At 48.2% G+C, this 23,881-nt stretch carries 24 protein-coding genes and 1 pseudogene; 8 read left to right on the top strand and 17 right to left on the bottom strand.

Annotated elements, in window-relative coordinates:
• The first annotated feature begins 22 nt into the window (after positions 1-22).
• The 4 genes from FH039_RS01865 to FH039_RS01850 all read left to right on the top strand — a co-directional run bounded on the left by FH039_RS01865 (position 23) and on the right by FH039_RS01850 (position 5,867).
• Positions 23-1,672: an asparagine synthase-related protein gene (locus FH039_RS01865; RefSeq protein ID WP_139680000.1), complete on the top strand. Its 1,650-nt coding sequence runs from the start codon at positions 23-25 to the stop codon at positions 1,670-1,672.
• Positions 1,647-2,813 carry a glycosyltransferase family 4 protein gene (locus FH039_RS01860; RefSeq protein WP_139679999.1) on the top strand — a complete coding sequence of 389 codons (1,167 nt, stop codon included), beginning with the start codon at positions 1,647-1,649 and terminating at the stop codon, positions 2,811-2,813. Before FH039_RS01865 ends, FH039_RS01860 begins: the two co-directional genes overlap by 26 nt.
• Positions 2,810-4,117 carry a sulfatase-like hydrolase/transferase gene (locus FH039_RS01855; RefSeq protein WP_168188357.1) on the top strand — a complete coding sequence of 436 codons (1,308 nt, stop codon included), beginning with the start codon at positions 2,810-2,812 and terminating at the stop codon, positions 4,115-4,117. The genes FH039_RS01860 and FH039_RS01855 overlap by 4 nt, the downstream gene beginning before the upstream one ends.
• A gap of 157 nt (positions 4,118-4,274) precedes the next feature.
• Positions 4,275-5,867, top strand: a complete 1,593-nt coding sequence (locus FH039_RS01850) for a hypothetical protein (RefSeq protein WP_206206160.1) — start codon at positions 4,275-4,277, stop codon at positions 5,865-5,867.
• Here FH039_RS01850 and FH039_RS01845 read toward each other — a convergent pair.
• The 8 genes and pseudogenes from FH039_RS01845 to tnpA form a co-directional block, all read right to left on the bottom strand.
• Positions 5,854-7,071 (bottom strand): lipopolysaccharide biosynthesis protein, encoded by a 1,218-nt coding sequence (locus FH039_RS01845; RefSeq protein ID WP_240703248.1) that lies wholly within the window; start codon positions 7,069-7,071, stop codon positions 5,854-5,856. The two genes, FH039_RS01850 and FH039_RS01845, sit on opposite strands and share 14 nt — an antisense overlap.
• Before the next feature lie 97 nt (positions 7,072-7,168).
• A complete protein-coding gene (locus FH039_RS01840) occupies positions 7,169-7,507 on the bottom strand; it encodes an oligosaccharide flippase family protein (protein ID WP_139679996.1) in 339 nt (112 codons plus the stop codon).
• Positions 7,508-7,533: 26 nt separating this feature from the next.
• The gene (locus FH039_RS01835) at positions 7,534-8,901 is read right to left on the bottom strand and encodes an AlbA family DNA-binding domain-containing protein (protein ID WP_139679995.1); all 1,368 of its coding nucleotides are present in this window, start codon (positions 8,899-8,901) and stop codon (positions 7,534-7,536) included.
• A gap of 163 nt (positions 8,902-9,064) precedes the next feature.
• On the bottom strand, positions 9,065-10,408 hold the full coding sequence (locus tag FH039_RS01830) for an AlbA family DNA-binding domain-containing protein (protein WP_139681554.1): 1,344 nt from the start codon (positions 10,406-10,408) through the stop codon (positions 9,065-9,067).
• A gap of 149 nt (positions 10,409-10,557) precedes the next feature.
• A complete protein-coding gene (locus FH039_RS01825) occupies positions 10,558-11,064 on the bottom strand; it encodes a DUF3368 domain-containing protein (RefSeq protein ID WP_139679994.1) in 507 nt (168 codons plus the stop codon).
• Entirely contained in the window at positions 11,061-11,321 is a 261-nt protein-coding gene (locus tag FH039_RS01820; RefSeq protein WP_139679993.1) for a UPF0175 family protein, read from the bottom strand. Before FH039_RS01820 ends, FH039_RS01825 begins: the two co-directional genes overlap by 4 nt.
• Before the next feature lie 103 nt (positions 11,322-11,424).
• Entirely contained in the window at positions 11,425-12,714 is a 1,290-nt protein-coding gene (locus tag FH039_RS01815; protein WP_276607312.1) for an RNA-guided endonuclease InsQ/TnpB family protein, read from the bottom strand.
• Positions 12,715-12,716: 2 nt separating this feature from the next.
• Positions 12,717-13,150 (bottom strand): annotated as a pseudogene (tnpA, locus tag FH039_RS01810) (IS200/IS605 family transposase).
• A 215-nt stretch (positions 13,151-13,365) separates the two neighbouring features.
• Between tnpA and rfbC the strand changes: the two are divergent.
• From rfbC to rfbD, 4 genes are all read left to right on the top strand, one after another.
• Positions 13,366-13,923 (top strand): dTDP-4-dehydrorhamnose 3,5-epimerase, encoded by a 558-nt coding sequence (gene rfbC, locus FH039_RS01800; protein WP_139679991.1) that lies wholly within the window; start codon positions 13,366-13,368, stop codon positions 13,921-13,923.
• A gap of 62 nt (positions 13,924-13,985) precedes the next feature.
• Complete coding sequence (locus FH039_RS01795) at positions 13,986-14,174, top strand: hypothetical protein (RefSeq protein ID WP_139679990.1); 189 nt, start codon at positions 13,986-13,988, stop codon at positions 14,172-14,174.
• Positions 14,162-14,632, top strand: coding sequence for a type II toxin-antitoxin system VapC family toxin (locus tag FH039_RS01790; protein ID WP_139679989.1), 471 nt, complete (start codon positions 14,162-14,164; stop codon positions 14,630-14,632). Before FH039_RS01795 ends, FH039_RS01790 begins: the two co-directional genes overlap by 13 nt.
• Positions 14,629-15,492: a dTDP-4-dehydrorhamnose reductase gene (rfbD, locus tag FH039_RS01785; RefSeq protein WP_139679988.1), complete on the top strand. Its 864-nt coding sequence runs from the start codon at positions 14,629-14,631 to the stop codon at positions 15,490-15,492. Before FH039_RS01790 ends, rfbD begins: the two co-directional genes overlap by 4 nt.
• A 68-nt stretch (positions 15,493-15,560) precedes the next feature.
• Here the strand turns inward: rfbD and FH039_RS01780 are convergent, their stop codons facing one another.
• The 9 genes from FH039_RS01780 to FH039_RS01740 all read right to left on the bottom strand — a co-directional run bounded on the left by FH039_RS01780 (position 15,561) and on the right by FH039_RS01740 (position 23,870).
• On the bottom strand, positions 15,561-16,301 hold the full coding sequence (locus FH039_RS01780) for a sulfite exporter TauE/SafE family protein (RefSeq protein ID WP_139679987.1): 741 nt from the start codon (positions 16,299-16,301) through the stop codon (positions 15,561-15,563).
• Between the two features lie 15 nt (positions 16,302-16,316).
• Complete coding sequence (gene cysC, locus FH039_RS01775; RefSeq protein ID WP_240703247.1) at positions 16,317-16,862, bottom strand: adenylyl-sulfate kinase; 546 nt, start codon at positions 16,860-16,862, stop codon at positions 16,317-16,319.
• 48 nt (positions 16,863-16,910) lie between these two features.
• Positions 16,911-18,341 (bottom strand): alkaline phosphatase family protein, encoded by a 1,431-nt coding sequence (locus tag FH039_RS01770; RefSeq protein WP_139679986.1) that lies wholly within the window; start codon positions 18,339-18,341, stop codon positions 16,911-16,913.
• A 5-nt stretch (positions 18,342-18,346) separates the two neighbouring features.
• Positions 18,347-19,282, bottom strand: a complete 936-nt coding sequence (locus FH039_RS01765) for a DHH family phosphoesterase (RefSeq protein WP_139679985.1) — start codon at positions 19,280-19,282, stop codon at positions 18,347-18,349.
• A gap of 5 nt (positions 19,283-19,287) precedes the next feature.
• Positions 19,288-19,734 carry a type II toxin-antitoxin system VapC family toxin gene (locus FH039_RS01760; protein ID WP_139679984.1) on the bottom strand — a complete coding sequence of 149 codons (447 nt, stop codon included), beginning with the start codon at positions 19,732-19,734 and terminating at the stop codon, positions 19,288-19,290.
• A complete protein-coding gene (locus FH039_RS01755) occupies positions 19,731-19,910 on the bottom strand; it encodes an antitoxin family protein (protein ID WP_139681552.1) in 180 nt (59 codons plus the stop codon). The genes FH039_RS01760 and FH039_RS01755 overlap by 4 nt, the downstream gene beginning before the upstream one ends.
• A 47-nt stretch (positions 19,911-19,957) precedes the next feature.
• Entirely contained in the window at positions 19,958-21,097 is a 1,140-nt protein-coding gene (gene sat, locus FH039_RS01750) for a sulfate adenylyltransferase (RefSeq protein WP_139679983.1), read from the bottom strand.
• A 25-nt stretch (positions 21,098-21,122) separates the two neighbouring features.
• Positions 21,123-21,350, bottom strand: a complete 228-nt coding sequence (locus FH039_RS01745; RefSeq protein WP_014788819.1) for a ribbon-helix-helix domain-containing protein — start codon at positions 21,348-21,350, stop codon at positions 21,123-21,125.
• A 93-nt stretch (positions 21,351-21,443) separates the two neighbouring features.
• Complete coding sequence (locus tag FH039_RS01740; RefSeq protein WP_240703246.1) at positions 21,444-23,870, bottom strand: STT3 domain-containing protein; 2,427 nt, start codon at positions 23,868-23,870, stop codon at positions 21,444-21,446.
• Between the last annotated feature and the right edge of the window lie 11 nt (positions 23,871-23,881).

The following is a 23,881-nucleotide window of genomic DNA, read 5'->3' as shown; positions in this document are numbered from 1 at the left end:
CGGAGCCTCTGGGGGGGTATAAATGGGTATTTCGATAAAGCTTCAAAACGACTATGGATATAAATGGGAAGAGTATGAGGGAAACTATGCCAAAGGATTTGCATTTTTAAATGGAGAACTTTATACTGGTAAACAATTGATAAAGATGTTTTTGGAGCTTGAGGATTTTGAAAACATTGATAGCATAATGCCCAAGTTACAGGGAATTTTTGCCCTTGTGATACAGAAAGACGGAGACATATATTTAATTGAGGACATAACAAGAACGTTCCCTCTTTTCTATGCAAAAGCAGGAGATGACATAATAATCACCGATGACACCTTTTATCTGAGGGACAAGCTAAACGCCAAATTTAATCCAGATTTTTGCGCTGAGTTTCTTAGGTGCCTGTATGTAACAGGACCATACACGCTACTCGATGGAATTTACCAAGTTCAAGCTGGGGAGATAGTTCATCTTTCTCAGAGTGGTGATATTAGTGGGCATTTTTATTATGACTATACTGTAAAAAGACATGAAATAACCACTAAACCAGTTGATAAACTATCGCAGGAGTTATACACAATTTTAAACCGCGTGATAGACAGGCTTATTGACTATGCTAACGGTAGAACAATCGTGATACCCCTGAGCGGGGGTTATGATTCGAGAGTTATCGCCACATTATTAACAGAAAAAGGCTACGACGATGTTATCTGTTACACCTACGGAAGGAGAGATAGCTCGGAGGTTAATACTGCCAAAGATGTTGCAGGGGTTCTTGGATGCGAGTGGATTTACGTAGAGATAACGGATGAAATAGTTCCTTCAGGTTATCCCTATGAAGATTGGTTCATTGAATTTTACAAGTTCGCGTTTAATCACGTCTCAACGATTCATCTCCAAGACTTTTTTGTGTTTAGACATTTGATTGACAATGATCTTATCCCGAACAAGGCAATTGTTGTCCCCGGGCATAGTGGCGACTTTTTAGGTGGCTCTCATCTGAGAAAGTTGCTCCTTCCAAAGAGCAGAGAGGATGTGTGGAAAAGAGCTTTAGCTATGCACTATATCTTAAACGAACACATAAAACTTCCCAATTCCGTAAGGGACAAGTTCTGGCAATATCTGAACAGATACCCAGACGATGTTTTGGTGTACTCCCTGGATGATAACTGGAACATGGTAGAGAGGCAGGCAAAATTTATAATAAACTCAAACAGGGCTTATGAGTTCTTCGGATACGAGCATGCTGTCCCCCTATGGGACATTGAGCTTGTAGAGTTTTTCAGAAGGTTGCCTATAGAATTAAAATATACTAGGGTGTTGTATAATGAAGTGCTTGAAAATCGTATCTTCAAACCAATGGGGGTTTTAATAAAGCAGGATGAAAAAGCCTTCACTCTACGGGAAAAATTTTACCGCAGAGTATTCAAGGCAAAGGGAATTTTTAAGAATTTAAGATATTTCGCTGAATTACACCTTCCATATCAAATTAAGCGGCCACTAAGGGATTTTGTGTGGCCAGATGAGAACAACATGAAGGTAGTCGCTACACCAATCTTACGTGAGTTAAACAGAAAATATTCATTCTCTGAATTCCACGGTATTGTGGCTGAATGGTGTCTAAAAAGGGCAAAGTGTTCCATAGTTGGAGGTGAAGATAATGAAGTTGCTGGTAATAGTCAATGATTTCCCAAACGAGGATAACTCATATGGAGCGAACATCTTCGTGAAGGAACAACTAAAGGCTATTCAGAAGTTCGTGGATGAGATAAACGTTGTTGTTCCTCTCCCAAGAGGGATTGAGTTAAAAAGAAAAACGAGTTATCAAAATTATATTATCGGGCACAAAATTCATGTTCACTTTGTGAAATATAACAATCCCCTGTTTCCCTTGGCGTATTCTAAACTTAAGGATGAGTGGATATGGGTAGAATCGAGGGCAGTCTCGAAGTTCATCAAGAAGAAGGGCATTGAGTTCGATTTGATTCATGCTCATTACTCCTGGCCTTCTGGTGCGGTTGCCGTTAGGTTGAAGGAGGAATTTGGTGTTCCCGTGGTTATTACGGAACACACTCATATAACATTGAGGAAAATGATTGAGAGAAAAGATAGGACACTAAAGTGGACATGGAAGAATACTGACGCCCTAATTAGGGTCAACAAACGAGATATTCCCCTTATAAAAGAGTTTTGTCCAAGTTTAAAGGTTTATCATATTCCAAATGGATATAACCAGGATAGAATTAGGACAATTCCAAAAAGTGAAGCAAGGAAAAAGCTTGGACTTTCCCAAGATGTAAAGATTTTATTTAATTTGGCTCGCCTCCTTCCATACAAGGGGCATAGATACCTCATTGATGCCATGTCCATTGTTGTGAAAGAGAGGGATGACATTGTGTGTTTTATCGGGGGTAGTGGCCCACTCAAAGAGAAGCTCCAAGAGCAGATAAACAAGCTCGGCCTTCAGGAGCACGTGAAACTTCTCGGCTTCGTTCCAGATGACCAGTTAGCTTTGTGGGTGAATGCGGCTGACCTGTTTGTTTTACCGAGCTTGAGCGAGAGCTTTGGAATTGTCCAGATAGAAGCAATGGCAGTTGGTATCCCCGTAGTAGCAACGATAAACGGGGGTAGTGAGGAAGTAATAACCTCCGAAGATTATGGTCTACTCTGTCCACCGAAAGACCCAGAATGTCTGGCAGAGAAAATTTTAATAGCTCTTGAGAAGGAGTGGGACAGAGAGAAAATACGAAAATATGCTAGGCAGTTTACATGGGAGAATATTGCGAAGAAAGTGCTGGAAGTATACAAGGAGGTGATTCTGCAATGAACAATATAAATTCTCCAAATATCTTTTTGATAGTGTTGGATACCCTCAGAGAGGACTATGCGACACCAATAATCAAGGAATTGAGTAGGTTTGGATTTATAACATATCAAAATACCATAGCTACCGCTCCATGGACAACTCCTTCTCATGCTTCTATGGTTACAGGATTATATCCTGCATTCCACGGAGCTCACGAGACCAAAGAAAAGAAAGATATCAGAATAAAATTGGAGAAACATGAGTTTAGTTTTGTAAATACCCTTTCAGATAAAGGCTACAAAAGCTTTCTTTTAAGTCCAAATATCTATGTAAGTCCATATTTTGGATTTAGGGGGTTTAATAAATTTATTGACACTTCTATACCTAGAATTTTAAATGAGAAAGACGTTGAGGAATTTTCAAAAATTATTTACAAGACTAACACGAAAATACTCCCCACAATCAAGGCTGTTTTGAAAGAAAAGCATCCACGACTATTTTTTAAGGTGTTTGCAGGTTACAGTTTAAAACGACTAAGATGGCCAAAAGACAAAGGTGCCATAAACACAGTTCATCATTTAAAAGATTTGTTAGCAGTCAACTCACAGGAGACTCCATTATTTGTCATGATTAACCTACTCGAAGTCCATGAGCCATACGTCAAGGGTGAAAATGTCTCAAAACTTCGAGAAAGTAACAGGAAAGGGCATGTTCCATCAGACAGAGTTACCAGGAGATGGCAACGTAGATATCCAGAACAAGTGGAATACTTAAAAGATAAACTCATTGAAATCATGAAACTTCTCGAGGAATTTGGATTATTTGACGACTCACTTATTATAGTTACTAGTGACCATGGTCAAATGCTCGGAGAACATGGCATCATAGGTCATGGGACATATCTATACGATGAACTACTAAGAGTCCCTTTGGCAATAAAATATCCAGAGAATAGAAAAGTTATCATTAACGAACAAGAAGATACTGATTATATAAGTCTAACAAAAATAAAACCCCTGGTCATTCAGGCAGTGCATAATGATACAATAGATGATTCAATATTGTATTCCCCAACAGTATTCGCAGAGTCGTATGGTATCCCAGAACGAATAAGACCAACAAATAGGGAAGAACAGGAATACGTTAACTCTTTGGAGAAGTACAGAATCGCAGTGTATACACGAGGAGAAAAAGCTATATTTAATGTGACTGACTGGAAATTTGAACACCCTAAAGGACTAAGTAATCCAGAAATTAAACGGTCAGTTATAAAGTTCTTGGAGGCAGTTGTCTCGAGCAGAAGACTCAAATCTACCACCGGATAATATCAGAGGCGGGGTCTCCATGAAGATGAACACAAATAGACAAACAATATTCTTTTCAATGTTATTCTTTATAATGTCTCTTATATCCAACACAATGTACTATTTCAGACACGATATATACATTAGACCTGATTTTTACTTTTACATTCTTTCTTTGATGGCAGTTATTGTATTCTATCAGATTCTCACTATCAATAACGATAATGAACTAGAAAAAGTAATAGTGTTTGTTGAGATAATTCTTATATCTATAAGTTTTACATTGACCCAACAGGCACTTTATAAAACAGTGCTAGGGAGAGACCCCTGGACTCATGGAGCCTTGATTGCTCAAATTTTGAAAAATTATAATATCCCAACATATGAACAAATAAAAACTCCCTATGTCTGGATACCAAATTTTCATTTATGGATAAGCACTTTAATGTTGATTGGAAATGTAACATACAAATGGGCGTCATATATTTCAGTTGGGATGACTACCTTAATCATAGAAATATTAGTCATATATAAACTGGGAAAATATGTCTTCAATAATGGCAAAGTAGCTCTAGTATCTATCTTATTCTTAGCAATTTCCGATAACGTTTTAGACAAAACAGGAAAAACTATATTTCCAAATTCAATTGGGATTGTCATTGTTCTCTTAATTTTTTACATGTTTCTAAAGAAAAGCGGTTCAATCAAATTCAAAATTTTGGTTGGGATATTTATTATAAGTTTAGCTTTCATGCATACTGTAAGTTACATGTTTATGATAATTCAGGCGACATTTATTCTTGTTCTAGCGATTTTATTACGAGATAAAATTCATCTATCAAGCTTGGTATTCTATTACGCGTTTATATGGGTTATTGCAATTTTAGTGTGGGGATTTATCTCACTTCATTATTTGACAGTGTTTATTATTTTAGCTGAGAGATTAGTTCAAGGTCTAAACATACAAGGATATGAATCATCACTAATGGTACCTTTCAAGTTTGTTTTGTTTTCTAGGTTAGGAATGCTCGTGTACTTTGGAATTTCTGGAATTGGACTCTTGTGGTACTATTTCAATACAAGATTCAAACAGTTTGACATGATTAAATCGAACGTTGTAATTAGTAGCGCATTTTTTGTTGGCTTTGGATCGCTCACATTTTTAATATGGCCAGAAATTGCACACAGATTCTGGTACTATGGCGAGATACTTGGAAGCCTTTTTGTGGCTTATTTACTTCATGAAATCTGGATGAGCCCAAAGAAACTTAGACGAATCATCGTCTTAGTAGTAGTGCTCTTGCTTTCTTGGCTGATGTTTGTTGCATCTATTTCTAATGATGACAATCCACTCATAAAAACATATTCAATAAGAACCGGATGGTTTGACTCGGAGATTCAAGCTGGTTTATTCCTATTACACAATATGGGAGACTATGCAGTAGCCTCTGACTGGGATTATATAGCCGAGTTAAATAACTTAATGTGGACTTTTAGAGATAGTTTACCATCTAATCCCCCAAAATATGGAGATATTGGATGGGTTATAAATGCTAAATTCCCAAAAAGTCTCTCAGAAGTGTTTGAAAGCGATGGTTATCTATTTGTATTTAGAAAAGACCTCACCCAAGATAGACTCTTTGAGCTAGGTCCCCGCTGGGGAAAGAGACAGTACATGCCCTTGGGAAGAGATGTGTCTAATGTCCTCAAAGAAGGTTACTTAACAAAAGACACGATATACACTACAAAAAGTGTAATTATATGGTATTAATAATGAGTATTCCAGAGAATATTAAGAGATACGCACCTAACCACCCCCATCCCACTCCAACAATCCCAAACCTCGGTACTAGCAAATAGCTCAGCCCAAGGAAAAGGATGGCCTTCAGTATGTATATCGTTGCAACCTCTCTGACCCTTTTCTGGATGTTCAGAATGGTAACATAGAAATTCACCACAACAACCAAGAACCCAGAGAGCGTTACAATCCTTAACAAATCGAGTCCCCGCACGTACTCAGACCCGAAAAAGACAAGAATAAACCTGCCAAAAAACCATATAAAAATGGAAATAGCTGCAAGATAGGCGTAGCTAAAAATTATCGCCTTCTTCAGTGCCCTTTTCATGTTAGCCAGCCCATGGCTTCCCTCCACAAAAAAGGACATGTTTATAGAGTTGGGAACTATGAGCAGTAGATTCCCAATAGTAAAAGCTATGAAAAAATATGCCGCCTCTTCCTTACTGAGCATTGTCAATACAATTGAAGGCATCAAATAATTGGGAGCTATGTTGGCGATGTTCGCTATATAGTTACCAAGAGAGAATCTGAATGCACTTGACAGGTACTCCCTATCGACTGAAAGTGAGATGTAATCTTTAAGAACCATCACTCCATAAATAAGTGCTAACAATAAACCCAGACCAAATGATCCAATTATACCAGACACACCAAGCGAAACAAGAAAATACAATAAAACAAATCGAAACCCAAAAAGAAGGTTCTGAATGAATCTGTGCTTCGCTTTTCTCATTGCTATCGCTGCAGTTCCAAGAATATTGGAGGATGTGCCTATAACTGAGAATGCAATGAAGGCCAGCGTGAACTCTAAAGAGAACACCTCGGAGAAGTCCTCAGAGTTTCTGGCAATTAAAACGTAAGCTCCTGAAACAATAAAGGCAAAACTCGCCGAGACAACAAGGGCACTTCCTACGGCACGCTCCCTGTACTCAGGATAGAATCTTATCAGCGCAGTGTTTAGACCAAGCATTGAGACTCCAAAGATAAGGTTAAGAATTGACACCAAAGAAGACGCCACACCAACGTCAGCAGGGGAATAAATCCTTGAGGCAACATTCCAGAACACAAAACCTGTAACGGCAGTAGTGAACATGGCTAACGTTATATACAAGGAATTCCTGTAAAGGGGACTCTTGAGGTTCTTGATTTCATTTTTAATCAACTGCAACACCGTCATATCCTCTCCCCAAATTGAACTCCTTTATCGCGATGGCACCGTTCTGACTGTGTATTTTTCATTTAAAAGGTATTCTCTTCGGAGTTCCTGCAGGGGCTTAAGTGCCCATCATGTTTCTGTGAACATCACTCTTCATAGTGCTCACCGCAACAATCACCAGAGCCGTTGAAACCAAATCCCCGACTCTTGAAGGTTCCCTCTCCCTGTAGAAGGCAACCTCCCTGGGTAGAGCGTTCTGGAAGCCAAGCGTGGCTATAACGAGGGCGATGCTCAGAACGGTCAAAGCTAAATTAAACACCCCGTACTCTGAAGTCGTAAAATACCTCGCTATAACCGCCCTGCTCAGGAACCCGAAGAACATCGAAATAACCGTCCCGGCAAAAACTATTCCCGTCCCTCTGGCAATCTTCTGTAAAGCCTGGCTTGCCTCGCTCATGGGAGTCACCTTTTGACTCATTTGACTCATGGTTGACTCATATTTGACTCATGTTGAGTCTTTAGTTTATACTTACCTTTTTCAACACGCTCGAAAATTCCCAGTTTAACCAGACTGCCAAGATCCCTTGTCGCTGTTTGTCTTGAAACTTTAAACAGCTCCTGATATTCTTTATTAGTTATACTGCCTTTCTCCTTCACATAAAGTACTGCCCTAATCTGTCTGTCATTCAGCCCCAGGTTCCTCAGGTGATCCTCGGTGTAAACGTCCCTGTAAAATGTAACCTGGAATCCTCCAAAAACCTCCTCAAACCTGGGTTCCGGCAGGTTATACTCCCCCAGTGCCCTCAGAATCCTCCCTATGCCGCTGCCCCACTTCTCAATGTGGCCGGAGTAGTAGAAGACCTTGGCAATAAGCTTGTTCCTCGGTTTTGAGGGGTGGGGTTTGTACAGGTCTTCAACCTTCAGTTCAAAGGGCAGCTTACCCGGATTCCAGAATATTATCCTGTCGTCGAGTATTTTTATCTGTACCTCATCAGGCTCCGCATAGTCCCGGTGCGCAACGGCATTAATCACGGCTTCCCTCAGCGCTTCTGGAGGATAGTCCCAGACTTCTTCTCTCTGCGCTTTCCCCCCAATCCTGAACCTGACGTTTATGTGCTTCCTTATGAACTTCAAAGCTTCATCCACCTGATTAACGAGGTTTCCATCGATTGTTATATCATCTTCAATCTCGCTTCCCCTGAATCTGGCGATCCTCACAACGGCATGTGGGAAGTATTTCTGGGGATCATTTCCAAAAAGGAGAATCAGGGCCCTTGTTGGTTCCCCGTCGCGAACAAGCTCAAGTTTTTCCAGAACTGTCTCTAAATCTTCCCCATCAGGAACATTAAGCCTGCCCCTGCTTTTTGCGGCCTCAACAAATTTCCCGACCACTCCGAAATCAACCTCATCCAAACCCGCATTGACCGTTATATAATCCCAGCTGTGCCTTATACTTCTATAGTAAAGCTCTGCTATTTCTCTGGCATTCAACCTTTTGTTTGAACTGCCGGCCCTTAGATAGGCCCTGCCTCTAAACATGACCGGCTTTACTGGATATTCATCAATCTTTATGCAGAGGACTTTTTTGCCATTAACCTCTTCAACCTCAAGCTCAGGTATCACCGGCGGATCGGTATTTTGGGAAATTCTGTTGGCCCAGTCCCTCAGTGTTTCCCTGCCTATTTGAACCCCAACGACGGCCCCATTGTTCCTGACTCCGACTAATATCACGCCACCCCTTTTATTAGCAAAAGCAACCGCCGTTTCCAATATCCCGTTAAAGTCAAAGTTTTCCTTGAATTCAATCTCTTCGTTCTCACCGGTGGATATTAACCTTTCAACGTCGCACATAAATACTTCCTCCGTTCACCCATAAATGCCATTTTGTCTATAACTTTATCTTTTCAGGTTTTAAATTAGGTTGGAACCGCATTCCAGGCAATCCTCTACAAAGCCTGGCTCGCCTCGCTCATGGGGGTCACCTTTTTCAATTTATGATACCTTTATGAGCCCTTTATGATTCCTTTGAGCCCTTTAACACATAATGAGTACCCCTCCCCGTGGCCCCGATTCTCGCCAGGATTCCTTTCTTAACAAGACTGTCTAATTCCCTGGAAGCGGTTGGTTTTGAAACCCCGAACAGCTCCTGATATTCCTTATTCCCTATCCTCCCCTTCTCCTTCACATAGAGTACTGCCCTAATCTGTCTGTCATTCAAACCTAACTTTCTCAGGTAATCCTCAGTATAAATATCCTTTCTCAAAAGAACCAGGAATCCCCCGGCCTCTTCCTTAAACTCGGGCTCGGGTAAGCCGTTCTCCAGACAGAGGCGAACCATCTTAAACGTTCCTGTTCCCCACCTCTCGATCAGTCCGGCGTAGTAGAAGACCTGGGCAATCGTGGGGTTTCTCAGCTTGGATGGGTGCATCTCCTTTTTCAGGTCTTCAAGGCTAATCCCTTCCGGCAGCTTCCCGGGATTCCAGATCCAGATGAAGTCATCAAAGATCTTAATCTGTATACTGCTCGGGTCGGTGTAGTCCCTGTGAATCAGGGCGTTTATTATGGCCTCCCTGAGGGCATCCAATGGATAATCCCAGATTTCCCTTCTCCTCAGCTCTCCCTCAAACTCATACCTGACTCCAATATGGCCCATTATCGCCTTCATAGCCTCTTCAACCTGTGTAAAGAGATTTCCCTCAATCTCCTTGTCGTCTATGATAGTCATCGGGTCTTTAAACCTGCCTATTCTAACCCTAGCCTGGATATAATACCTCTGCGGCTCTTTTCCAAAGAGCAGCAGTGCGGCGTTGGTTATCTTTCCATCTTCCAGAAGTCCCAGCTTATCCAGAATTGACTCGACGTCCTCGTTTTCATTGATGTACGGCAGCCTGTTCTTAGCCATACGGACAAACTTTCTAATCGTTTCCTCATCCAGGTCTTTTAACGCTGCGGAAGATGGCAAGGAATCCCATGTAACTCCGGATTTTTTAAGGAAAAACCTCCCCAACTCCTCCCAGCCCATCTCAACGGTCTGGGCACCGACCCTCCTGTAGTAGCGCCCTCTAAAAGAAACCGGGATGGGTGACTGGGGGACCTCAATAATGACGACTCTCTTTCCACTAATCTCTTCAACCTTTATGGATGGGTTTATCCCGAGGTTGTGCCTTATTGACCTGGCTAGACTGTCTAAGTCCCCAGAAAAGCCAAAAACCTTTCCATCATCGCCAACACCGAGAAGCAAAATTCCACCGTGGGTGTTAGCAAAGGCTGACAGTGTCTTATACACGGAATCATTCAGCTCCCTCTTAAACTCACTGGTTTCGCTCTCGCCTTTCTTAAGCAGGTCACTAACATTCATACAGCCCACCTAACATTTTGAGGGAGTAATCAGTTAATAAGCTTTTCAGCATTAATGGAGAAAAAAACAACCCCCGTCCCCCTGGCAATCTTCTGCAAAGCCTGGCTTGCCTCACTCATGGGAGTCACCTTTTTGCATCTTTTGCATCATTATTGCTTCATTTTTGCATCACTGGTATTGTACATTCTTTTCAGCTCTTCAACGACTTTATCACTGAAACGAACACCCCTGGCTCTTAACTCCCCTATTATAAGTTCCAGATCTTCGTTTATTATCCCCTTCTTCTTTGCAATAAAGAGAAGAGCCAGACTCCCAGCAACATTCAGCCCGAGAGACTTGGCAATAATCCGGGGGATTTTCTCATCCAGAATTATCAGGTCAGCATTGAGTTCTTTAGCGAGGACTATCGCCTCGGCCTCTCCGACTTCAATTTCCCGCGTGAGGATTTCAACGCTCAGCTTATCCTTAACCTCCAAAACTCTAATCCAGGTTGCGCTCTCAACGTCCTCAGAGCCGGGCTTTCCTTTTCCTCTTTCCACAACCTCAACCCAGACTGCCCTCGGAATTATAACCTCTCCAAAAAGCTCATTAAGAATGTTCAGTTTCCTGACCTTGGCCAGTGCTATTAACGGCCCCGAGTCAGAGACAACTATCATAACAACCTCTCCAGGGTCTCAATGTCCTCCTTCAAGTCATCCTCGCTGTACTGGAGGGGTATTCCTTTTGACGCTAGAATCTCCATCATCTCCCACCTGCTCACCCCTGCAATCTCCGCAGCTTTGCCGAGGCTGACTATGCCCTCACGGTAAAGCTCAAGGGCAAGGTAAATTCTAACAGTCTTAGGGAGCTCCTTTCCACTAACCCTTAAAATTCTCGCCAGATCTTGGGGAAAGGAAACTAGAACTTCATTCATTTCTCACACCATAAAGATTGTGAACATGTGGCATTAAAAACATATCGCCCTCTTACTGACCTCCTCCCCGCCCTGAAGGGCGAGGGTTCCAGCGGGGAACCCCCTACCCAACTGGCAGGGAGGTTTGAGGGGTTCTCATCAGGGCAACCCTCAGAGAGGGTTCTTCGAACCCCTCTGGGACGGTCTTCCCCCAGTTACCCCTCCCTTGGGCATACAAACCACCCAAGCTCGGGGTTATGGTTCCCACAACCTTCTTTAAAATATTAAACGCTCCAACCAAGTCAGCGTTGAAGATAAGCCCCGTCACGGGACACTTAAATAAACCCCGAACAAAACGAGCCCTCTCATGGGGCTTCCCGCAAACGGGACAAAGCTTAGACGTGAAAGCCTCATTAACAACCAAAACTCGAATACCATACTCCTCAGCAACCTCGGTTAAACGTTTAATAACCGTATTGAACCGCCACACGTGAGAGATGATAAAATTCTGCCTTTTGTCCTTATCAGAATTCCGAGCTATGCCTTTCGGATAACCCACGACGATTTTAGAAACTCCAAGCTCATAGAGTTTCTTAACAGTCTGTCTTACCGCCGTGTTGATGTAGTGCTTCGCCTGAAGTTTGGCCTTCTCATGCATTCTCCTGAGTTTTCTACTCTTTTTACAGCCCGACTTGTTGAGTTTTGACTGGTAATCAGCAATCCTCCTCCGCCAGTAGAAGTCAATACTCTTGAGGGGCCTTCCATTGACCAGAAAGCTCTCCCCATTCTCGACATAAACGGCCATCAAGTTGTTTACCCCTAAATCAATTCCCGCTGAAAGGTCCCCCTTTGGTGTTCTTGGGAGTTTAACCCATTCTCCACCCTCAAGTTTTTCCTCGACTATGAGGCTTAGGTGAGCATACCACTTCCGCTTTACGGGGTCGTAGGTTACTTCCAACCGCCCTTGCTTGCCCTTCAGGTGTATTCTTCCCTTGAATTGAACTTCCAAGCGTTTGAACTTTCCAAGACCTTTGAGGATAAGCTTGTTCCCTTCAATTTTGTACTGGTCGTTTCTGAGAACGATTAAGGGTTTCCTCCTCCCGTCTTCTTTCAGGTAGTTTGGTGGTTGAGGTTTAAGCCAATTGGGGAGTTCTCCATTCCGCTTTTTCCTTAATAAGGAGAAGTAACTCCGCCAAGCTTCAGCGTTTTTTCTCGCTATTTGCTGGACTGTAGCAGAACCAATTTCCCTCTTAAACTCTTCATAAACGGTTTTCTCGGTCGAATTGAAGTCCACGATTTGTTCTTTGAAGTATTGTTGTCGTCTGAGAAAGTTTACTCTGTTCCAGACTTTGGCTCCAGCGTCGGCTAACTTGGAGAGGATTTTCGCCTGCTCCTTTGAGGGTTGGAGTTTGATGGTTACAGTCCTTTTCGTTTTAACTCACGCTCCCATTGGGTTTCGACGTAGTGTTTGACAATCTCGTCCGTTACGTATCCGACTGAGGCGACAAAATAAGAGCGAGACCATAAGCGACCATTGGTGGTCTTTGCCCTCAACTCGGGGAATTCTTGGAGGAGTTTTCTGGCTGTCTTGCCCTTCAAGTGGTTGATTATTTTGGCCGGGGAGAGATTTGGTTTTGCCTGAGAAAAACGTGCACGTGGTCGGGCATTACTTCGAGGGCGATAACTTCACAGTCAATTTCCTCGGCATACTCTTTGAGCATTTGTTTTAGCCTTTCATCAACTTTTCCGACGAGAATGTCCTGCCGGTATTTTGGTATCCAGACGAAGTGGTAGGCTAAATAGTGTTTTGCATGTCTTGTTCTTGAGAGAGTTGGTGTTTCTAGCTTCATTGTGAATCCCTTAATGTATGGTTTGCTTCATGGTTTAAACATTTTGTGCTTTCCTGCTTAATGGCTGTTGGGTGGTTTATTGCATCCCCGCCGTGAACGGCGAGGCTTTCAAAAGAAAAACGTAAATACGGTCTCCGCATAGTCAGCTACGATTCGGATTTTGATGCAACCGATATCGGCAGGATCACGCCACTTCAGGCAATGGGGTGATAACGATGCCATTCACGTTCAGACGTTTAGAGATTCCCGATGTTATCCTGATTAAGCCCAAAGTCTTCGAGGACGAGCGCGGCTTCTTCATGGAGACCTACAAGAAGTCTGACTTTGAGAAGGCTGGGATCAAAGGAGACTTCGTCCAGGACAACCACTCCCGCTCCAAGTACGGCGTGCTCAGAGGTCTTCACTTCCAGCGCGAGCCCTACGCCCAGGCCAAGATCGTGAGGGCCGTTAGGGGGGTCATCTACGACGTCGCCGTGGATTTGAGGAGGAACTCACCAACATTCGGGAAGTGGGTGGGGGTAATACTCTCGGAGCACAACAAATACCAGCTCTACATCCCGAGGGGCTTTGCCCACGGGTTTGTTGTGCTGAGTGACGTTGCAGAGGTCGTCTATAAGGTGGACAACGTCTACGCTCCTGATTACGAGGGAGGAATAATCTGGAATGACCAGGAGATAGACATAGACTGGCCGATTGACGACCCCATAGTCTCGGAGAAGGACGGGAAGTGGCCGACGCTGAGGGAAGCGGTTGAAAGGGGATGGGTGTTCTGAGACACTACATCGCAAAAACATTTTATAGCCACATGATAAAAATACACCGGCGGTGATTGGATATGGGAAAAATCGCCATTGAACTTAACGTTCCTGACGAAATCCTGAAGACGATTGACCTCAAGCGGTTGAAACGGATGGTTGAGAGGGAGATCCTTGTAGAGCACAGTGTCCAAAAGCTTCACGGAAAGTTTAGGGACCTTGACCTTAAAAAACTCCTCAGAGAGGTCGAGGAGGAATGGGCCATCTAGCGGCATTTGTGGATACAAACGTAATAATCGAACATTTAAAAGGTAACATTGACCTCCTCGACCTAAGGGAGCGTTTTAATGTTCTGTATTCCAACAGCATAGTGTTCAGCGAGGCGCTTATGGTGTACATGAGGGCATTAACAGGTGAAAGGCCATATACACTAAAACACAATCCCGCTCTTATCAGAAATCTGAGGGAGGATCTCTTGGACTTCTCACGGCTTTTTGAGCTTTTCCTCGATCTTGAAATAAACAGAGCTATTGAAACCCTTGCAGTGGAGTATATGATAAAATACGGCCTGCTTCCGAACGATGCCCTTATTCTCGCAACCTGCAAGTTCTACGACGTTAAATACCTGATTTCGTTTGACAGCGATTTTGCCAACGCCTGTGAAAGTGAGGGTATATCTCTTATCAGTGATCCGGAGGAGATATCTAAACTTGGTGATGCCTTGTGAGGGTCGCTGTAATCGGTGCCAACGGCCAGCTCGGAACCGACCTGGTAAAGGTCTTTGGAGGAGATCCGTTTTTTGGGGTCATCCCCTTGACTCACAAGGATTTAGACGTCACAGCTCCCAAGACCCTGAAGATCCTAAGGAACCTAAAGCCCGACGTAATCATCAACACGGCTGCTTATGTTAGAGTGGATGATGCCGAGCTTTACCCGGAGAAAGCTTTTGCGGTCAACGCTATAGGTGCTCTGAACATCGCGAGGATTGCCGAGGAAATCGGCGCAATCAACGTCTACATCAGCACGGACTACGTCTTCGACGGCAAGAAAGGTGAGCCCTATACTGAGGAAGACGTCCCGAATCCGATAAACGTTTACGGTGCCAGCAAGTACGCTGGTGAAATCTTCACGAGGAACTATTCGACAAAGCACTACATCATCCGGGTGGCAAGCCTCTACGGAAGGGCTGGCGCGAGCGGGAAGGGAGGCAACTTTGTGAACTGGGTCATCGAGAAGGCCAAGCGCGGGGAGGAGCTGAGGATAGTGGACGACCAGTTCATGAGCCCGACTTATACTGTGGACGTCGCGGGGACTCTGAAGGAGTTTCTGAAAATTCAGCCGGAGTGGGGAGTTTACCACATGGTGAACGAAGGCCACTGCTCGTGGTACGAGTTCGCCAGGGCAATTTTTGAAATCTTAGGCTGGGACGTTGAGGTGAAGCCTATAAAGTCAAGCGAGCTCAACCGGCTGGCGAGGAGACCGAGGTTTTCGGCTCTTGAAAACAGAAAACTCCACAAAATTGGCCTGAAGATGCCGCACTGGAAAGGGGGGCTGAGGGAGTATCTAACGAAGAGGGAATACCTCTAGGTGAATGCCTCCGTTAACTGTTCTTTTTGAGAGAAACGGCAGAGTACCCCCAGAGCGCGCCAAGCCCCTCACCCGCCCAGCAGCGTGAACAGTCCGATCAGCAGGATTATCACGTTCATGGCCCTTTTAAGCTTCTCCCTGTCCGTTGCACGGTTCACGTGAGTGCCGAGGTAAACCCCGGGGATCGTTCCGAGGATAAGGGTTCCCGCGAGGTGGTAGTCCACGCTTCCCATTCCCGCGTAGTTCAGGAAGCTGAGGGAAGAAAGCGCTAACCCGTAGGTTATCGTCACCCCAACCACGTCCTTCGGGTCGAGCCTGGCGACGTTCATAAGGGTGAAGCTCACTATAACGCCGGCACCGACGGAGGTGAACTGAACCGTCAGGCCAACGATGAAGCCTAGGAGGTAAACGTAGGCCCACCTTGGCCTCACAGAAAAGCTGAATTCGCCCTTGAGGAGGCTCAGAACCGCGCTGACGACCAGAATAACACCCAGGAGGAGGGTTAGATAATCGTTGAGGGCGTTCCTATCTATCCCGCGGAGGATTACCCCACCCAGGATTACCGCCGGGACGCTTCCAGCGAGGAGGCGGAGCGCTATGTCGTACCTTATCCTGCCCTTCCTCCCGTGGAAGAAAACGCCGAAGATTCTCGTGACGGTGGCGTAGAGCAGGTCGGTTCCAACTGCCGTTAGGGGTTCAACACCGAGAAATATGAGGGAAGGGGTCATCAGAGCCCCGCCGCCGACCCCCGTTAGGCCCACGAGAAAGCCGACGAGGAAGCCCAGTCCTACGAAGGTCAGCGGGTTCAAGGCCTTACCCCCCGTTCACGGTAGGTAACCGAGCTCTTGGGCCTTTTCTATTACAGCCGCGACTTCCTCCTCGGGCGTCATCTTCGAGCTGTCCACTTTTACCTCGGGGTTTTCAGGCTCCTCATAGACGCCATCGTAGCCGGTCAGGCCCTTTATCTCTCCCCTCAACGCCTTCGCGTAAAGCCCCTTGGGGTCGCGCTGGATCCTCACCTCCAGGGGGGCGTAGACGTAGACCTCCATGAAGTTCCCTATCTCCTTCCTCGCGTACTCTCTCACCGCTCTGTAGGGCGAGATCAGCGAGACTATGGCTATGACCCCGTTCCTGCTGAGGAGCTTGGCCATGTGAATGACAACGCGGTTGTGCATCTCCCTGGCTTCCTTGGAAAATCCGAGGTTCGGATAGAGGGTCTTCCTTATCGTGTCCCCGTCGAGTATTTCAACCCGGTAGCCCATCTCCCTGAGCTTCCTCGCGAGCTTCACGGCCAGGGTTGTCTTCCCGGCACCGCTCGGCCCCGTGAGCCAGATGGTGAATCCCTTCTCAAGGTTCTTCAGCTCGTCCATTCCATCCACCTCGCTTCAGCCGTTGATTGGAAGGCGAAAGATTGAAAGTCAGAGGATGCTCCTCCCGTGCATTCCAGCGAGTGGCTCCTCTATGCCGAAGAGCCTAAGCATTGTCGGGGCAAAGTCGTAGATGGTGAGCCGGGTTGCCTTGCTCTCGTCGAAGCCAGGTAAGTACATAGAGAACACTCCGAACTCTGAGTGGTTCGCGTCGTCAGGCCCGGTGTCGTTTTCCGGTAGATAGTTGCTTGGGTGGCCGACGGTTCCTGCCGCGCGCCAGTTGAGGTTGTCGAAGTAGACCATTATGTCCGGCTTGCTTCCCTTCGCTATCGGATAGATGTCCTCGGGGTAGAACACCTTCGTGTCCCACCTCTCGCCGTTCGGGCCGCGTATGGAGCGTATCTGCTCGGCAACCTCGTCCCTTACCTTCTCGAACCTGGAGAGCGGTATCTTCCCTTCCCTCTCCCTGCCGAGGACGTTGAGGAAAACCCTTGAGTAGTAGCCGCCCCATCCCCAAGCGATGGTCTCCTTCCAGTCCACGTCGAGGCTCTCGAAGCGCTTGACCTTCCCGTCGTGCAGAGCGGAGGGGTTCCTGACCTTCAGCAGGCCCTCCTCCGCCAGCCACTGGTTGACCGCGAAGTTGCCGTGCATGGCCTTTATCCCGTGGTCGGAGACTATGAAGACGGCTGTTTCGTCGAGGTCTACGAGCTTGAGCGTCTCTCCTATCTCCTTGTCCAAGAGCCTGTAGTAGTCCGGAATGACGCTCTCGTACCTGTTCCCCTTACCCGGGTAGAGGTGGTGGTTTTCATCGAAGTAGCGCCAGAAGGCGTGGTGGAGCCGGTCAAGGCCTATCTCGACGAAGTGGAAGTAGTCCCACTCCTTCTCCTGGATGAGGTAGCGGATGACCTCGAACCGCTTTTCCGTCATCTCCCAGATGCCTTCCTTGACCTCGTCTTTGGCTTCCCTCCTGAAGGGGACGTCAAAGATGTACTCGCCGACCAGGCGCTCGATCTCGCCCTTGAGCTCCTTTGGGTATGTGTAGTCCACGCTGGCATCAGGGGTTATGAAGCAGCTCACGAGGTGGCCGTTTATGGGCTTTGGCGGGTAGGTCGGAGGAACGCCGACGATTATCGACTTCTTTCCGCGCTCGCCGAGGTAGTCCCAGAGGGTCGGCTCCTTGACCTTTTTGCTGTGGGCTATCCAGTAGTCTGTGTAGGAATAGCCGGTTCTGTGCCTGAAGCCGTAGAGGCCGAGCTCGCCCGGCGTCTTGCCGGTGACCATCACCATCCACATCGGAATGGTTATCGCCGGAATTCCCGTCTGCATCGGGCCGTAGACGGACTTTCCGAGGAGCTTCTTCACGTGAGGCATGTCGTCGATGAAGCGGTTGAAGAGCAGCTCCGGCGGGGCGGAGTCGAGGCCTATGACGAGCACCTTCTTCGTCCGCTCCATTCCCTCCTTAACCTTCCTTTCAAACTCCATTTCCCTCACCTCAGGTATTCTTCAACGATCTTGAGCGCGTCTTCGATTTTATCCCTCCCGCAGACGCAGCCTAAAACCTCTCTCTTGCCGCCGGCGTTGGTTCCGAGGGCTTTAATGCGTTCGATGACTTCTCCCATGTTTATTCTCTCCGCTTCCTCGCCGGAGATCCTGAAGTAGAGCTGCCCCTTTCCCTGGAAGTTCCCGTTGATGACCACCGCACCCCTGTAACCTAGCTCCCAGACGAGCTTTCTGGCAACCTTTGAGATTATGTTGAAGGGACTCTCGAAGTGAGCGATGGCGAAGCCGTTCCGCTCCTCGGCGCTTGAGACGGCCTCTTCAATGGCCTCCCTTATGGCCTCCGCCTTCCGTACCCACGGCTCGTATTCGAGGAGTTCCCTGACATCGTGTCCCAGGAGGACGTAAACGGCCTCCTCGACCGCTCCCCTGTCCATCGTTATGTAGTTTGAATCGATAAGCTCGACGAGCCTTAAAGCCCCTTCCCGCGGTAGTCCCTCCCTATCAAGGAGCTTCCTGACCCCCTCCAGCTCGAAGGCCTTTTCCCCTATATCCCCAACGACGCCGAGGGCGCTCCAGGCGTTCCATATTCCAAAATGCTCCGAGACGACGAGGGAGTTGGCCGGCCAGTACTCCCCGTTCAGGGAGGGGTTTATCTGCTCGACGAGCGGATTCCCTATTCTAGGCTGGGTGTGGTGGTCGATGAAGAGAGTCGGAACCTTGACCTTCTCAACCTCGCCTGGAACGTTGAAGTCGAGGACATAGAGCCTCTCGGCCTTTTCAATTGCCTCCCAAATCCGCCCGTCAAAGCGGAACTCGCCTATCGGTGCCGTCATGTTGGTGAACTCATCGAGCTTCAGTGCCCTCACGAGAAGCGCCGCCGAGGTTATTCCGTCGGTGTCCCAGTGGTGGACGATTAGGTTCACCTAACTCACCCAACCCGATTTTTCAGAAGTTTATTTAACTCTTGCCATTCTTCAAGTAGATAAAACGCCTTGATTCCGTATTTTAAGGCGCTCTCAACCTGAAACCTGTCATTGGAGACCAAGATGGCGTTTCGGGAGTGGGCAACGCTTATGTAGAACGAGTCGATGGCCCTGCACCCGGTTTTGAGTGCGATTTCAAACGCCACTTCCTTTAACTTGGCCGTGTTCACGGTCTCGACTCTCCCAATCAGGAGCTCGTACAGGTTCATGGCTTTTTGAACTTCCATTCTCCGGACTAGCTGTCCTATCAATTCTATCTTGAAAACATCGGGTTCTAAGACCTGAGTCTTTGCCTCCTGGAGAGTTCTGAAAAGTTTCCTTGCAATGGCTGTTCTCTCCTCTCTGTACTCAAAGATAGCGTCGATGAAGACGGAGGTATCTACCACTATCATCTCCGCTCCTCCAGGAACTCTCTGAGGGCATCTTTCTCTACCTTCTTGCCGAATTTTTCAATGATGTCAGCTAACCCAAGCTCGAGGATTACTTTTCCGTGAGTGCCTTCCTTGAGATTAACCTTTTTCAGGGGCTTAAAGACACCGTTCTCGTAAACTACCTCAACTTCCTCCATTTTCGTCACCACTAGAAAATAAACTGAAAATGTAATAACGTTTTGCTTCATTCCACAAACGGGTTCTCGAAGCTCCTCACGACCTCGAAGACCTCCGGCCTCATCATGTACTCCGGCGGCTTTTCGCCGGTCATTATCATCTTCCTGAGCTTGGTACCGCTTATGTGGATGTGGAACTCCCTGTCGTGGGGGCATATCTTCGCGTTGACCATGCCGCCGCACTTCCTGCAGTAGAAGGACTCACGGATGAACATCGGAGTTATGCCTAGGTCGGGGAAGTTGCTGAACATATCCCATGCCTCGTAGGGCCCGTAGTAGTCGCCAACGCCTGCGTGGTCCCTTCCCACGATGAAGTGCGTCGCACCGAAGTTCTTCCTCATTATTGCGTGGTGAACGGCTTCCCTTGGTCCGGCATAGCGCATCTCGTAGCGGACTGTGGCGAGGGTTGCCGCATCTTTGGGATAGTAGTGCTCGAAGAGCGTCTCGTAGGCCTTGATTATGACCTCATCGCGGTAGTCGCCCTTCTTCTTCCTCCCGAGGACGGGGTTGATGAAGAGGCCGTCGACGAAGGTAAGAGCAGCTTTCTGGACGTACTCGTGGCCGAGGTGGGGAACGTTCCTCGTCTGGAAGGCGACTATCGTCTTCCATCTGCGCTCCTTGAAGAGAACCCTCGTCTCAACTGGCCTGAGCGTGTATTTCGCGAAGGGGTTCGGGAGCTCGTTGAGGAGTTCAATCTCGCCGCCGACGAGGTAGTCGCCCATGTTCATAACCCTGGCGACACCCGGGTGGGCCGGATCGTCGGTCTTGAAGACCTTGACCGCGAATTCCCTCTTGTCGTAGGTGTAAATCTCCTCGACGTGCATCCTGGCTATCGGCAGGTCGTCATAATACAGGAGTATCGCGTCGCCCTCGTCGAAGGTTTTCTCTTTGATATCGAGCACTATCGGAATCGTCCAGGGCGTGTCGTCGCTCAGGCGCATGTGGTCGAGGACGCTCTCGAAGTCGTCGCTTGTGAGGAAGCCCTTGAGGGGCGAGTAAACGCCGTGGGCGATGTTCTCAAGGTCTATAGCGCGACCATGCTCGATCTGGACGCGGGGGTATTCTTTCTGCTCGCCCAGAATCCTCTCGCGGGTTCTCTCGGCAACGAGCCTTCTGACGAGCCTGCCTCCGTGGGGCTTTGAGACCATGGTATCACCTCAAAAAGGAAAGGCCTCAGTCAAGGTAGCCGAGGGCGCGAAGCCTCTCCTTAACCTTCTCTTCCTCCTCCTCGGTGAAGACTTCCTCCTTCTCCTCCTCTTCGAGGCTCGCCAGAACCTCGCGGAGGACGTAGGTGACGTAGTCCGAGACCGAAGTGAAGCCCGTACCCTCTATCCTGGCCTTTATCTTGTCGTAGAGGGGCTTGGGTATGGAAACAGTCGTGTACTTCTTCTCCTCAGCCATGGCAAACACCCCAGTTTTAATTATATTTAATGACATTTAATTAAGCAGGGACATACAATATAAAGATTTCGGAAAATAGTGGAATCAGAAACATTAATCCGTACCACCTGCACCAAATAGTACATCGTCTATCCTGAAAACCCCCCTATCCAGCACCGTCTTCTTCCGGACGTAGACGTACCTCACGACGACGCTCCCGTTGATGTCAGCCGGGAGCACAAACGCATCCTTTCCACCGACGCCGTACCACCTCTTGAAGACGAGCGTGCCGTTGTCGAGGTAGCCGTAGATCCCGAGGCCGGTTCCGGTGGCGTTGGTGAACCTGAGAACGATGGAACCGTTCTCCGCGGCAACGGCAACGTTCGGGTGCTCAAAGCGGAATATCTTAACGTAACCACCGTCCGAGTACACGGGGGTGTAGTTCCCTGGGTAATCGTCGGTGAACATCAGCCGCGCTAGGGGGGTGTCGAAGGCTTTTCCGTTCATCAGAACGGCGTAGCCGTAGTTCAGGTTGATGTAAACGTAGGCATCGGCTTTTGGCGTTCCCGAGACGTTCACCTCCCTAACGACGTCCCCCCTCTCAACGAACACCCTCCCGGGTATCACGACGCCCTTCCCTGCACGAACCTTGACGTCCCACTCCCCTCCGCCGGGGGCGGCCATGACCGAGTAAGAGCCGCTGGAGAATACCATGAGGTTGCCGTAGGAACCCGCCCAGGGGAGAACCATCAGGACGTAGTCTCCGGAGGAGACACCCGCGGTATCGACGACCGCCCCGAACTTCGTCAGGGTGTCGTAGGAGACGATGACGTAGTCAACGCCCGCGTTCATCAGGCCCTTCTCATTCACCAGTCCCAGATAATACTTGGCCACCCACCCGCTGGGGCCGCCCTGGGCAACGGGGGGCCTCATCGAGTAGTAGGTCACCCAGTGTCCCTGGTCCCACCAGGTCAGGACGACGTCGTTGGGGCTGGAGATTTCACCCAGGTAAGTCAGCGCGGACTCCCCCTCCTCCGTCACAAACGGATGAACGGCCATGGTCGTGCTGGTTCCCTGATAGGCCGAGATGGCAGGAACGCCAACCAGAAGCAGGGGGAGGGCAGCGGAGAGCCATCTTCGTTTGTTCTCAAGGACACCCTCAATCAAAGCACCCGCCGTATCATAGAGGGCCACCAGCCCGATGCCGGCCATGGTGGCTACTGCGAGGGAGGATATGAAGAGGAACCTCGTCCAGACGACGGCCATCGGTATCATGACGATGGCAGTGCCCAGGAGGAGAAAATCCCCCATCTTCGGCCGTTTAAGGAAGCGCAGGAAGAACAGCGGTACGAGCAGTCCTGCGATGCCGTAGGCCTCCCACCAATCCCCAAAGGAGGTTCTCTGAGTCTCGGCTATCGGGCTGGTGGGGAACAGACGGAGGAAGGCATCGTTTATGACGCCGTAGTATCTGAAAGCAAGCCAGATGGAGGCGGCGGCTCCAAGAAGAACCACCGCGCCCCTAGCCCGTCTGCCGCGAACCAGCCTGGAAAGAGCCAGGAGGGCAAGAACCGCCGCAGCTGTTAGGGGAATGATGTATTTAAGGTACAGCAAAAGGAAGAGGTCCCCGATAAATCCAAACTGAACCCCGAGCTCCTCCGCCAGTTTCTTCCCGAGCCAGCGGGTTGAGCCCACCATGCCGTACCCGAGGTGGGAGCCTATTGAGTTTGCCAGAAGGGCGCCGGCGGCCAGGGAGGCTACGAGAACCAGCGCGTCCCTCAGGTAACTGTCCCTCCCGAGAAGGAAGCCACCAACCGCGATGAGCAGGGCGTTGGCGGTAACGATGGCGAATATTGGGTAGTAAGCCTGCCAGAAGGCCGCGGAAAGGCCGGCGAAGATTCCCGGAAGGATGTAGATGGTCAGCCGGGCGTTCCTCCACCGGGGGCCCCTGAGGGAGAGAGGAACGGCGATTCCAAGGAGCGCCGCGCTGTACCAGAAGAGCATGTAGTTGTCGCCGCGGTAGTAGCCGGCCATCGAGCGGAAGACGTGGCCGAAGCTCACCGCCAGGAGGAAGGCAGAGAGGAAGGCCTCCCTTTTGCCGTGGAGCCTCAGCACGGCGAAGTACGTGAACAGTACGGTGAGAAGGCCGAAGATGACGGGTGTTATCCTGAAGGCGTTGTAGAGCGAGACGCCAAAGACCGAAAGGAACTTGTAAACATAAGCCGGCGCCATCCACAGGCCCAAGGGATGGAATCCTGTGATCCGGAACCCCCACGGCCCCCCAGCGTAGGTGATGAAGTTCACCCACTCCCCCCGCTCAAGGGAGTACCTGATGTAGGCGAGGTGGAAGTAAGGGTCGTAGCCGAGGAGGTACTTAAAGCGCATGGGGAGGAGCCTGAGAACGAGGGCGATAACGGCTATGATGGTGGCCGCGAACTTCGGCTCGATGAGCTTCCGGTAAAGAAAGGATGCCGTTTCAGATCTCAACCACCGTCCCATTAAAGTTCCCCTCTCGCGGTAATTTATCCTCCAGTTCACTACCATCACAGAGTAAT

Source organism: Thermococcus indicus, assembly GCF_006274605.1.
Lineage (GTDB): Archaea > Methanobacteriota_B > Thermococci > Thermococcales > Thermococcaceae > Thermococcus > Thermococcus indicus.
The sequence above is the reverse complement of the archived record's forward strand: the minus strand, read 5'-3'. Positions and strand labels throughout refer to the sequence as shown.